Consider the following 11971-nt stretch of genomic DNA (forward strand, 5'->3'; position numbering starts at 1 on the left):
AAAAGAGCAAAATATGGCACAACAAATTGCAATTCTATTTCCAGGTCAAGGCTCACAAAGTGTTGGCATGTTAACTGAGTTACTCCAAAGCTCAGACATTGTTAAAGCAACTTTTAGCGAAGCGTCAGCGGCGTTAGGATATGACCTAGCAGAACTGGTTCTTAATGGCCCAGAAGAAAAGCTAAATCAAACTCACCGCACTCAACCTGCATTATTAACAGCCAGTGTTGCTATTTACCGTGACTGGTTAGCAGCTAACCCTGATGCAGATGTTGTTATGGCTGGACACAGCTTAGGTGAGTACTCAGCATTAGTATGCAGCGAAGTAATAAGCTTGAGTGAAGCGGTAAAGCTAGTAGAAAACCGTGGTTTATATATGCAAGAAGCCGTACCTGCAGGTGTGGGTTCAATGGCTGCTATTATTGGCTTAGGCGACGATGAAACCAAAGCGGCTTGCGCCGCTGCAGCGCAGGGTGAAGTGGTTTCTCCGGTAAATTATAATTCTCCTGGGCAAGTTGTTATTGCAGGCCATAAAGCGGCTGTAGATCGCGCTTCTCAAGCGTGTAAAGATGCAGGTGCAAAACGTGCATTGCCACTTGCTGTTAGCGTACCATCGCATTGTGAGCTAATGAAGCCGGCCGCTGAAAAGCTAGCTATTGATTTAGCTGCGTTAACATTTAACGCGCCTAAATGCGCTGTTATTAATAATGTTGATGTAAAAGCTGAAACGTCAGCTGATGCAATTAAAGACGCATTAGTACGCCAGTTATACAGCCCAGTACGCTGGACTGAAACAGTACAAGCATTAGTTGCACAAGGTGTAACGCAAAGCTACGAATTTGGCCCAGGCAAAGTATTAACTGGCCTTGCAAAACGAATTGATAAAGCAATGATCTGTGGTTCAGTTAACGACTGTGCCTCAATTGATGCTGCAAAATAAGAGTATAAAATATGACTAATTTATTTTCATTAGCGGGCAAAGTTGTCCTGATCACGGGCGCTAGCCGTGGTATTGGTAAAGCCATTGCAACTACTTTAGTTGCCCAAGGCGCAAAAGTAGCGGGTACGGCAACCAGTGAGTCGGGCGCTGCTAAAATTAGCGAGTATTTAGGTGAAAGCGGTAAAGGCTATGCGTTAAACGTAACTGATCCTGCATCTATTGAGGCGACATTGGCGGCGATTAAAGCTGATTTTGGCGATGTTGACGTATTGGTAAATAATGCCGGCATCACTCGCGATAATTTATTAATGCGCATGAAAGAAAGTGAGTGGGATGATATTATCGACACTAACTTAAGTTCTATATTCCGTTTATCTAAGGCAGTATTACGCCCAATGATGAAGAAAAAGAACGGTCGTATTATCAATATTGGCTCAGTAGTGGGCACTATGGGTAATGCTGGGCAAGCTAACTATGCAGCGGCTAAAGCCGGTGTTATTGGCTTTTCTAAGTCACTAGCACGCGAAGTAGCGTCGCGTGGTATTACGGTAAACGTAGTTGCGCCTGGTTTTATTCAAACCGATATGACCGATGGTCTTACGGATGAGCAAAAAGCAGCCACACTGGCAAATGTACCAGCAGGGCGTTTAGGGCAACCAGATGAAATTGCTGCTGCTGTATGTTACCTAGCGTCAGATGCGGCTGCGTATGTATCGGGTGAAACTTTGCATGTAAATGGTGCGATGTACATGGTTTAATAGCCTATGTGCAAAGAAAGTAATTAAATATAAGTAATTAAATTGCCAAAAAAGATTGAATTATTGGCAATCTTGCTTTAAACATACTTGAAATCGTGGTTAAAATAAGCGATAAAAGACGAAACGTACACTCAAGAGGTTTGACCAGACAATTATTTATGGTCAAAAGATTGAATCAGAGAATTATGCGACGTAAACTACGCCGCAATCTGAAAATAACGCATTGGCGTTTTTAATAAAGGAAAGAAGAATGAGCGATATCCAAGAACGCGTAAAGAAAATTATCATCGAACAACTAGGTGTTAAAGAAGAAGAAGTGAAGAATGAATCTTCTTTCGTAGATGACTTAGGTGCAGATTCTCTTGATACAGTTGAATTAGTAATGGCTCTTGAAGAAGAGTTTGATACTGAGATCCCTGATGAAGAAGCTGAAAAAATCACTACAGTACAATCTGCTATCGATTACGTTACAGCTCACGCTGAGTAATTAATCGCATATTAAGGGCAGCATTCGCTGCCCTTAATCTCTATATCCAAACCACTTCAAAGTATATGATTCAAAGCAAAGCTAAACATCAATCTAATTTACACTGATTTTATTGGTATTATGCGTTTTAAATCTAATTTGAGACGAGTACTTTGAAGTTGCTTGGGTATTATTATCCCCTTATAAAACACCTTATTGGAGGCAAACCGTGGCTAAACGTCGAGTTGTCGTAACTGGCTTAGGAATGTTGACGCCGCTAGGTAATGATGTGCAATCAACCTGGCAGGGCTTATTAGATGGCAAAAGTGGTATTCAAACTATCACACACTTTGATACATCAAAATTTGGTACGCATTTCGCGGGTCTAATCAATGATTTTGATGCATCGGCTTATATGCCAGCAAAAGATGCTAAAAAAATGGATTTATTTATTCAATACGGCATTGCCGCGGGGATCCAAGCATTTAAAGATTCAGGCCTTGAAGTAACTGAACAAAACGCGACGCGTATTGGCGTAGCAGTGGGTTCAGGTATTGGTGGTTTAACGCTTATTGAAGAAAACCATATAAAACTACTTAATAGTGGACCGCGTAAGTTATCCCCATTTTATGTACCTTCTACCATTATTAATATGATTTCTGGTCATTTATCAATAATGAATGGACTACGTGGCCCTAATATTTCTATTGTTACAGCCTGTACTACGGGTTTGCATAATATTGGCCATGCTGCTCGTATGATAGCGTATGGCGATGCAGATGCTATGGTAGCTGGCGGTGCTGAAAAAGCCTGTACACCAATTGGTATGGGGGGCTTTAATGCTGCTCGTGCACTTTCAACACGCAACGATGATCCACAAGCGGCTTCGCGTCCTTGGGATAAAGACCGCGATGGTTTTGTATTATCAGATGGTGCGGGTGTTGTGGTTGTTGAAGAATACGAACACGCAAAAGCACGTGGTGCAAAAATTTACGCAGAACTAGTTGGTTTTGGTATGAGTGGTGATGCATTTCATATGACTTCACCACCAGAAGATGGTGCAGGCGCAGCATTAGCGATGGAAAATGCGCTAAACGATGCGCAAGTAAATGCGGACCAAATTGGTTACATTAACGCACATGGTACATCGACTCATGCAGGCGACAAAGCAGAAACCTCGGCCGTTAAAAGTGTTTTTGGCAGTGCAGCAAAAGACGTAATGGTGAGTTCATCTAAATCTATGATGGGTCACTTATTAGGTGCTGCTGGTTCGGTTGAGTCGATTATTTCAATATTGTCGTTAACCGATCAAAAAGTTACCCCAACAATTAATCTTGATAACCCAGATGAAGGGTGCGATTTAGACTATGTACCGCACACTGCCCGAGATGCAAAATTAGAGTTTGCACTATGTAACTCGTTTGGCTTTGGTGGTACTAATGGCTCGTTACTGTTTAAAAAGGTATAATCTTTTTTAACAACAGACCAGACTATAAGAGCTCAGTTGTTTAACTGGGCTTTTTTTATATGCAAAAAACACAAAAAAACACACAAACTATTATTACAACAGTTAAAAACAGCACTATAAGCGCGTACGATCGTGGCTTAAATTATGGTGATGGCTTTTTTACAACTGCAAAAGTAGTAAATGGGCAAGTAGAGCATTGGTCACATCATAAAGCACGTTTAATTGAATGTGCTGCACGACTTGGTTTTCCATTAGTAGATATTGCTGAACTTGAAGCTCACATAGCTAAAAGTATAGCGGAGCATACGTTGTGTGTGCTTAAAATTGTAATAACGCGAGGCGAAGGAGGGCGCGGTTATGGTTTGCCGCAAACCTGTAATGTAACCGTGTTATTGACTGTTTTAGAGTATCCTCAAAATTACAGCAGACTGGCAAATGAGGGTATAAGCCTTAACATCAGCCCCATTAAACTAGCCGCACAACCCTTGCTTGCAGGGCTCAAAACACTAAACCGCCTTGAACAAGTATTAATAAAAAAAGCGCTGCAAACGCAACCTTGTGACGATGTGCTTGTACTTGATTATAACAACAATGTGATAGAAGCCTCTGCAGCAAATATTATTGCTATTAAGCAAAATAAATTATTTACCCCAAGCCTTAATGAGTGCGGGATAAAGGGGGTTTATCTACAATCATTATGTGATAAATTAGCCGTTGATTTTAAGTGCGTAAGTATTGCAGACTTGCTTGAAGCAGATGCGGTTTTTATCTGTAATAGCTTAATGGGCGTAGTGCCTATTAATCGTCTTGAGCAGCGTAGCTTTGATATTGTGCATAGCCAGTTATTATTAAATAAATTATTAGCCAAGGAGGCTAAGTGTTAAAAGTTACTTTATCGGTATTATTATTAGCTATAATTACCAGTGTTTTTGGTTATCAGCAATTACAAGCAACGCTCCATAGCCCATTAAAAGTAGCGAATAACACCCAATTTGAAGTGAAAAAAGGTACTGGCTTTAATCAGTTATGTAAGCAATGGCAAGCCAATAACTGGGTAGAAAACTGCTGGCGTTACCAATTACTTGCTAAACTAGACCCAACACTCACAGATTTAAAAACGGGGCTTTACGCACTTAATAGTGATAGTGTTATTAGCAATATAAAAAAAATAAATAATGGCCAACAAGTTAGCTTTAGTTTTACAATTATTGAAGGCCAAGCGCTGCGCGAAGTATTAGCCGCTATTAAAAATGCCAATAACTTAAAAAATGATTTAAAAGAGCAGCAACTAAGTCAGCAAATACTTGGCAGTGATATGCACTTAGAAGGCTGGTTATTTCCCGAAACCTATCACTATCATAATAACGACACAATTAGCAGTGTGCTAAAACGCGCCGCCCAAAAAATGCAGCAAACCCTTGATACTGCTTGGCAGCAGCGTGCACAAAATTTACCCTATAAAACAGCGTACGAAGCACTGATAATGGCCTCCATTATTGAAAAAGAAACGGGCCTTGCCAGTGAGCGGCCATTAATCGCCTCTGCATTTGTAAACAGACTAAATACTAATATGCGTCTACAAACAGATCCAACCGTAATTTACGGCATTGGGGAGAGCTTTGACGGCGATATTAAACGCAAAGACTTGCGTAACTACACGCCCTATAACACCTATCGTATTAATGGCCTGCCGCCAACACCCATTGCCATGCCATCAAAGGCAGCTATTTTAGCCGCGGTTAATCCACCCACAACTGAGTATGTTTACTTTGTTTCAAAAGGTGATGGCAGTCATCAATTTTCAACCACATTGAAGCAACACAATGCGGCAGTTAAAACGTATATATTAAACAAAAAGAACTAATTTTTTATGAAACCTAAATTTATAGTAATCGAAGGGTTAGAAGGGGCCGGTAAATCTACCGCTATTGCTTTGTGCCAGTCGTTTTTAAACAGCAAAAAAATTGATTTTATTAATGTGCGTGAACCCGGTGGTACGCCGCTTGCTGAGTCGTTACGTACATTAGTAAAAGCACAACATGACGAAGAAATAGCGTTCGAAACTGAGTTATTAATTATGTACGCTGCACGCTCGCAGCTAATGCATAATGTTATTAACCCAGCACTTGAGCAAGGGCAATGGGTACTTGCCGATCGTCATGACTTGTCATCGCAGGCGTATCAGGGTGGTGGGCGTGGTATTAGTGCTAATACACTTGCATCACTTTCTTCCATGGTATTAAAAGGGCTAAAACCCGATTTAACCATTTACTTAGATATTGATCCGGTTATTGGCCTTGAACGCGCTAAAGGTCGAGGCGAATTAGATAGAATAGAACAAGAAGCGATTGAGTTTTTTCAGCGTACACGGATGCGTTATTTAGAACTTGCTAATGACGACAACTCCATTAAAACTGTTGACGCAAACCAAAGCATTGAGCACGTACATCGTGATATAACGAATGTATTACGCACATTTTTTGCAGAGCAAAAATAATATGAGACTGCCTTGGCTACACGATATAGAGCAACGCTTAACACAAAGTTTTAAAGCACAGCGCTTTCATCATGCGCAGTTGTTTAGTGGTCCTATTGGTGTTGGCAAGTTTGCTTTTGCAAACCAGTTAGCAAATGCATTGTTGTGCAACAATATAGCCGAGCAAGTTGCGGCAAAAAAAAGTGTATTATCAGCTTGTGGACAGTGTAAAAGTTGTTTATTAATAAAGGCAGGTACTCACCCTGATAAGCGCTTAACGCAAGTTGATGGGCAGAGTATTGGCGTAGACGATATACGTGGTATTAGTGATTTTATGCATCATTCGGCAGCGCAAAATGGTAATAAAGTCGCTATTATCGAAAACTGCGAAAAAATGACTACCGCTGCTGCAAATGCGTTATTAAAAACGCTAGAAGAGCCAAGTCAAAGCCGGTTTTTAATTCTCACAACCAGTCAAGCTACACAATTGCCAGCCACTGTTTTAAGTCGCTGTGCAAAAACGGATGTAAAAGTAACAAACTTAGCACTTGCTCAGCAATGGTTAGAATCGCTAGAAATAACTAATTACACCTGGTTGCCGCTGTTTTACAGCCAACCACTGCAAGTTAAATACTGGCAAGAGCAAAATCAGCTAAAAAATATAAATACACTTTATAAATTTGCAACTGAGTTTAAACAAAGTCATAATTTTACTGAGTTAATAGCAATAATAAATAAACAGCCTGAGCTTATTCGTATATTTACGTTGTTTTTAAGCGAGCAATTAAAACAACAGCTTATGCAAGGCATGAGCTTTGACGCTTATCAAAATGTGCAACATGCTCTAAACGAGTTTTTACAAAATAATACCAAAATACTCGGGCTAAATTTACCGCTAGCAGTATCGAGATTAGCGTCCGTACTGCGAAATAATTAAAGGACTGAGCATGCAAGAGCTATTAGTAGATATAGACGATTTAGATGAATTATATTGCTGTTATATGCCTTATTTAAAAAAAGGTGGCTTATTTGTACGCACTAATATGCGTTACGAAGTAGGGCATTCACTCGCTTTACGAGTTACCCTTCCAGATGCGTTAGAGGATGACGTTGTGACCGGGAAAGTGTCGTGGATCACACCACAAGGAGCGCAAAGCTCTAACCCGCCTGGCATAGGTATTAGTTTTTTAGATGATAAAACAAACCTAAACGCCAAGATCGAAAAACTACTGGGGACTATGTTAAACTCCGGTAATCCAACTTATACCATGTAAAGTAGTACCATGATTGTAGATTCTCATTGCCATTTAGACCGCCTTGATTTTGATAAGCTCGATTTAAACCTTGACCAAGTGCTTGATAAAGCGCGTGCAAAAAAGGTTGAACACTTTTTATGTGTAAGCGTAACACTTGATCAATTCCCGAATATGCTTGATAAAATTAAGCATTATGATGATGTGTCAGCTTCGTGTGGCGTACATCCACTTGATCAAAAAGATGCGCTTAATAAGCAACAATTAATCGATTTAGCGTCGCACGATAAAGTCGTCGCCATTGGTGAAACAGGACTTGATTACTACTACGCAAAAGACACGCATGCCGTACAACAGGCAAGCTTTGTTGGTCATATAGAAGTAGCAAATCAACTACAAAAGCCATTAATTATTCATACTCGTGACGCTCGTAGCGATACCATTAATTTAATGAAACAGCATAACGCCGAAAATTGCGGTGGTGTACTACATTGTTTTACTGAAGATTGGGATATGGCTAAAAAAGCCATTGATATGGGCTTTTATATTTCGATTTCGGGCATTGTTACCTTCAAAAATGCCGTAGAGTTAAAAGAAGTGGTAAAACAAATACCGCTCGATCGCTTGTTAATAGAAACCGACTCTCCATATTTAGCACCAGTACCGTATCGCGGAAAAACTAATCAGCCAGCATATGTAGAAGATGTGGCTTATTACATTAGTGAATTAAAGGGAATTAGCTTTAACGAGCTGGCAAAAGCGACTACAGAGAACTTTTACTCTTTATTTAAATTAGCAGCCAAAGGCTAAATACATGAAAACTCACACGGCGCAACTTCCTATTTTATTAATGGGGCCTATGGTGCGCCGTGCAGAGCAAACCAGTGTATGCATTCAGTTTGCTACCTCTAAGCCTGTAAACTGTCGCATTGAACTGTTAAATTATGAATGTTACAGCGATCAGCACAGCGTTTCTCTCGGCGAGCACTTATATCTGCATTTCGTCATTATAAAGCCAATAAATCATAAGTTTCCTACTGACAGCTTATTAAGCTACGAACTTATAGTTGACGATACTCCAATTGATTTATCGCCTTGGTGCTATAGCAATCAAGCAACACCTGCATTTGTAATTCCCAATAAACTCAGTGATATTTTGCACGGATCATGTCGTAATGCACATCATCCCGCAAAAGACAGTTTAGTCTGTGCAAGTCATTGGCAAAATACTCAGCGCGGTAATAACAACCAAGGTGCACAATTGCTATTACTGAGCGGTGATCAGGTTTATGCCGATGACGTAGCAGGACCTATGTTATTAGCCATTCATCAGTTAATTGAAGCCTTAGGTATTTATAAAGAGCAACCACTTACAGTTGAGCTACCGAACGATATAAATGAGCAGCTTTATAATCGCCATTTGTTCTTACCAAAAACACCTTGGCAAAAACGCTCAAAGTTAGGTGTTAGTTACTGGCTGAAAAAAGATGAACCTCACTTTTCAAGTGTAAAAGCCCACAATCACCTTATTCACTTTGAAGAATATATAGCACTTTATTTATTAAATTTTAGTGCTGCCGCTTGGCAGTGTGTAGATATACAAAGCACAACGTATGCAGGTCAAAACGAGCAAAACAAGACTATTTTTAACGCCGAAAAATCAGCACTGATTGATTATACAAAAGGATTGAGTGATGTAGAGCGGTTGTTTGCCAATGTATCTACATTAATGATATTTGACGATCATGATGTAACCGATGACTGGAACCTGACAGCTGGATGGGAGCAAGCGATTAGTCAAAACCCAGTGAGTAAACGTATTGTAAGCAATGGTTTAATTAGTTACTGGTTGTTTCAAGGGATGGGAAATGATGCGCTCACTAAAACGGGCACATTAATCACTGCGTTTAAGCACAGCTTAGCGAGTAGTAATATTTGGCAATTTAAAACATTTGATAAAACACTAACAGAATTTAGTCATTGGCATTATGAACTGACAACGGTTCCTAAAGTGGTGGTGCTCGACACTCGCACACATCGTTGGCGTAATGAGCAAAATTTTAATGAGCCCTCTGGTCTACTTGATTGGGAGCGACTTACTGATCTTGAGCAGAGCTTATTGAGCCATGATCAAGTTATTATTGTATCGCCCGCGCCAGTATTTGGCGTTAAATCGATTGAAGCTATTCAAGCGCTATTTAATATGTGCGGCCAACCGCTCACGGTAGACGTAGAGAACTGGATGGCTCACGAAGGCTCGGCAAGAAAATTGCTCGATACTTTTAGAAGAGACGATACCCCAAACGAAACGCTAATTTTATCTGGTGATGTACATTATTCCTTTTGTTTTTCGGTGCAAAAACGTTTTGGCGATCATCCTAATAGAGTGTGGCAGCTGACTGCCAGTGGTATAAAAAATGAATTTCCGCGTAAATTAATAAATATACTCGATAAACTCGATTCAATTTTATATAGCCCGAAAAGTCCGCTGAATTTCTTTACTAAACGTTGGCATATGGAGGTTGATAAACACCAAACCAAAGGCGATGGGCAAAAGTATTTAGTGAGCGATTCAGCTATTAGCTTAATAACGCTAGAGCAAGGTAATTTGGCCCGCTATCAGCTTATTCATGGCGACGGTCACTTAACTGAGTTTGATTTAGCACAGCGCTAGTCGGCTTGATTACGTCTTTTTTTTATAGTTTTAGGCGCAGGTAATTTATTAGTTAAAATAGCTAAGCATAAAATAGCCATAAACAGCATTGAATTAGCGCCTGCTTGCAGCGAATAGTCGACTAAAGAATGCAGTAGCATAGTAATAATAGCTACTGCACAGCCAAATGCTACTCCTTGATAAAGTGCGGTTTTGCGTTGGCGCATGGTCGCAATACAGAGCCATAAACAATAAAGTATCAGCAAACCAAGTGCTAATGTTGCCGGTATACCTAGCTCCACAGCAAATTGTATATAATCGTTATGCGCATTATCGTAGTAGCCAGAAAAGGGCTCTGATTGATACGCAGGGAAAGCAGTGTAAAAAGTACCCCCACCTGATCCCAGCAATGGTTTATCTAATATAAGTGGTATAGAGTCGCGTACCACTTCGTCACGCGTTTCTGAGTGTATACTGGTTTCGCTAATACGCTGTTTTACTTTTTCAACGTCAAATATTGCACCAATAATAATTAAATCGATAATAAAAAAGCTAATAATAAGGTGTTTAAACGCTTTGGGCTTTTGTCTGTAAATAAATAAAGCCAATAAGCTCATAACCATTAAAGCGATAAAAAATGCCGAGTTACCCATGCGGCTGCGAGTTAATATTAAGGCAACAATAATAATAATTAATGATACGCGTAATACAATTTTAGAGCTTAATAATATACCAGCCCAGTCACGTAATGTTTGTGCGAGTGATTGTGTATTGTCGTTAGCAGAGCGTTTTAACTCACTGATCAACACACCTATGCCTAAGCATAAGCACAGCGCTAAATAGTTGGCTAAAAAGTTAGAATAAGTAAAAGTACCAATAGCACGATCGGTATGTTTATAACTAAATAATGGGCTAATAATATCGGGTGATAAGCTTAAATAACTTGCATATAAGGCCTGAAAAACCCCAGCAAAAATAACAGTGTAAACTAGTTTTTTAATTCGTAGGGAGTGGTTACAGTAAATAAAAATTAACCAGCAAAATAATAGCATAAACCAGGTTTTAATTAACATTTGCTGAGTTTGAAACGGATCAACACTTATACTAAATAGCTGTATTGTGCAAACTAAAACAACAACGCCAAGAGCAATAAATATAGGCCAAGAGTATAAAGGAGGATAAAGCAGTTGTTTATTTTTAATAGCACTATTAAATAAATGCAATAAAAACGTAAAGCTAATCAGCACGCCTATAGCTAATATTGCCCATGGGCGGTAACTGCCAAGGGGTAGGGGGAGTAAAAAAATAATTAAACATATAACAAAAAATATAAAGCGATTCACAGCCCACAGCCATCTCAAAATATAAACGCAGCGCTAAGGCTGCATTTATATTTAATAAAGTTAGTTACCAACTTCAGATATACCAGCATCACCACCAGTACCACCCGATCCAGGAGGTGTAGGCAATACAGGTAAGCTAATAGGAGGATTAGGTTGTGCTTGGATAGGGCCTGCTGCCGTGGCTTGTGAAGCAATAGTAGCATCTATGCCCGCATTAATTGCAGCAAGTGTAATAGTGTCTGAATCTACTCCGTATGCAGAAAGTGCGGCTAATAAAGTAGCAACCATAGGGCTGTCTACACCAAAAGCAGCAATAACGGCAGTAATCATTTGATCAACCTGAGCGTTACTACAATTGCCTCGTGGCAAGGTTTTGTCTAGTTGGTTTTTTATATTATTTTTACAAATAATTTTAATGGCGGCAACTAAGTCTTGTTGTAGTTGCTCAGGAGATACATTTATTGGTGCATTACTTAAAATCGAAATCAAGTTGTCTATTCCTGCAGACTGAACAGATTTTGATGTATTAGTTTGTGCGTAAGTTTGCGGTACATAAAATACACACAGCCCTACTATTAGTCCAAATAAGATAATTGATTTCATGATCGACCCTT

13 protein-coding genes are annotated in these 11971 nt (G+C 39.7%); 11 read left to right on the top strand and 2 right to left on the bottom strand.

Features of this window, described 5'->3' with window-relative positions:
- The first annotated feature begins 13 nt into the window (after nucleotides 1–13).
- From fabD to I6E78_RS11430, 11 genes are all read left to right on the top strand, one after another.
- Nucleotides 14–940 carry an ACP S-malonyltransferase gene (gene fabD / locus I6E78_RS11380; RefSeq protein ID WP_193038392.1) on the top strand — a complete coding sequence of 309 codons (927 nt, stop codon included), beginning with the start codon at nucleotides 14–16 and terminating at the stop codon, nucleotides 938–940.
- Nucleotides 941–951: 11 nt separating this feature from the next.
- Nucleotides 952–1698 (top strand): 3-oxoacyl-ACP reductase FabG, encoded by a 747-nt coding sequence (fabG, locus tag I6E78_RS11385; RefSeq protein WP_011328483.1) that lies wholly within the window; start codon nucleotides 952–954, stop codon nucleotides 1696–1698.
- 250 nt (nucleotides 1699–1948) lie between these two features.
- Nucleotides 1949–2185, top strand: coding sequence for an acyl carrier protein (gene acpP / locus I6E78_RS11390; RefSeq protein WP_006792304.1), 237 nt, complete (start codon nucleotides 1949–1951; stop codon nucleotides 2183–2185).
- Between the two features lie 208 nt (nucleotides 2186–2393).
- Nucleotides 2394–3632, top strand: coding sequence for a beta-ketoacyl-ACP synthase II (gene fabF / locus I6E78_RS11395; RefSeq protein WP_011328482.1), 1239 nt, complete (start codon nucleotides 2394–2396; stop codon nucleotides 3630–3632).
- Between the two features lie 59 nt (nucleotides 3633–3691).
- Nucleotides 3692–4516, top strand: a complete 825-nt coding sequence (gene pabC / locus I6E78_RS11400; RefSeq protein WP_197182533.1) for an aminodeoxychorismate lyase — start codon at nucleotides 3692–3694, stop codon at nucleotides 4514–4516.
- Complete coding sequence (gene mltG, locus I6E78_RS11405) at nucleotides 4510–5496, top strand: endolytic transglycosylase MltG (protein ID WP_011328480.1); 987 nt, start codon at nucleotides 4510–4512, stop codon at nucleotides 5494–5496. The genes pabC and mltG overlap by 7 nt, the downstream gene beginning before the upstream one ends.
- Before the next feature lie 6 nt (nucleotides 5497–5502).
- Nucleotides 5503–6129 (top strand): dTMP kinase, encoded by a 627-nt coding sequence (gene tmk, locus I6E78_RS11410; protein ID WP_011328479.1) that lies wholly within the window; start codon nucleotides 5503–5505, stop codon nucleotides 6127–6129.
- A gap of 1 nt (nucleotide 6130) precedes the next feature.
- Entirely contained in the window at nucleotides 6131–7045 is a 915-nt protein-coding gene (locus I6E78_RS11415) for an AAA family ATPase (RefSeq protein WP_182683387.1), read from the top strand.
- Between the two features lie 10 nt (nucleotides 7046–7055).
- Entirely contained in the window at nucleotides 7056–7382 is a 327-nt protein-coding gene (locus tag I6E78_RS11420; RefSeq protein ID WP_011328477.1) for a PilZ domain-containing protein, read from the top strand.
- Between the two features lie 9 nt (nucleotides 7383–7391).
- Entirely contained in the window at nucleotides 7392–8171 is a 780-nt protein-coding gene (locus I6E78_RS11425; protein WP_011328476.1) for a TatD family hydrolase, read from the top strand.
- Between the two features lie 4 nt (nucleotides 8172–8175).
- Nucleotides 8176–10035: an alkaline phosphatase D family protein gene (locus I6E78_RS11430; protein ID WP_197182534.1), complete on the top strand. Its 1860-nt coding sequence runs from the start codon at nucleotides 8176–8178 to the stop codon at nucleotides 10033–10035.
- Here the strand turns inward: I6E78_RS11430 and I6E78_RS11435 are convergent.
- Together I6E78_RS11435 and I6E78_RS11440 are read right to left on the bottom strand one after the other, a co-directional pair.
- Nucleotides 10032–11357 (bottom strand): O-antigen ligase family protein, encoded by a 1326-nt coding sequence (locus tag I6E78_RS11435; protein WP_179807286.1) that lies wholly within the window; start codon nucleotides 11355–11357, stop codon nucleotides 10032–10034. The genes I6E78_RS11430 and I6E78_RS11435 overlap by 4 nt on opposite strands.
- Nucleotides 11358–11417: 60 nt before the next feature.
- Complete coding sequence (locus I6E78_RS11440; RefSeq protein WP_197182535.1) at nucleotides 11418–11960, bottom strand: hypothetical protein; 543 nt, start codon at nucleotides 11958–11960, stop codon at nucleotides 11418–11420.
- Nucleotides 11961–11971: the final 11 nt, after the last annotated feature.

Source organism: Pseudoalteromonas sp. NZS127 (genome assembly GCF_015864805.1).
GTDB classification, from domain to species: Bacteria; Pseudomonadota; Gammaproteobacteria; order Enterobacterales; family Alteromonadaceae; genus Pseudoalteromonas; species Pseudoalteromonas nigrifaciens.

Excerpts from the sequence above, each read along its gene's own strand:
- fabD (WP_193038392.1), top strand. The coding sequence starts at position 14 with ATGGCACAACAAATTGCAATTCTATTTCCAGGTCAAGGCTCACAAAGT.
- fabG (WP_011328483.1), top strand. The coding sequence starts at position 952 with ATGACTAATTTATTTTCATTAGCGGGCAAAGTTGTCCTGATCACGGGC.
- acpP (WP_006792304.1), top strand. The coding sequence starts at position 1,949 with ATGAGCGATATCCAAGAACGCGTAAAGAAAATTATCATCGAACAACTA.
- pabC (WP_197182533.1), top strand. The coding sequence starts at position 3,692 with ATGCAAAAAACACAAAAAAACACACAAACTATTATTACAACAGTTAAA.
- tmk (WP_011328479.1), top strand. The coding sequence starts at position 5,503 with ATGAAACCTAAATTTATAGTAATCGAAGGGTTAGAAGGGGCCGGTAAA.
- I6E78_RS11415 (WP_182683387.1), top strand. The coding sequence starts at position 6,131 with ATGAGACTGCCTTGGCTACACGATATAGAGCAACGCTTAACACAAAGT.
- I6E78_RS11420 (WP_011328477.1), top strand. The coding sequence starts at position 7,056 with ATGCAAGAGCTATTAGTAGATATAGACGATTTAGATGAATTATATTGC.
- I6E78_RS11425 (WP_011328476.1), top strand. The coding sequence starts at position 7,392 with ATGATTGTAGATTCTCATTGCCATTTAGACCGCCTTGATTTTGATAAG.
- I6E78_RS11430 (WP_197182534.1), top strand. The coding sequence starts at position 8,176 with ATGAAAACTCACACGGCGCAACTTCCTATTTTATTAATGGGGCCTATG.
- I6E78_RS11440 (WP_197182535.1), bottom strand. The coding sequence starts at position 11,960 with ATGAAATCAATTATCTTATTTGGACTAATAGTAGGGCTGTGTGTATTT.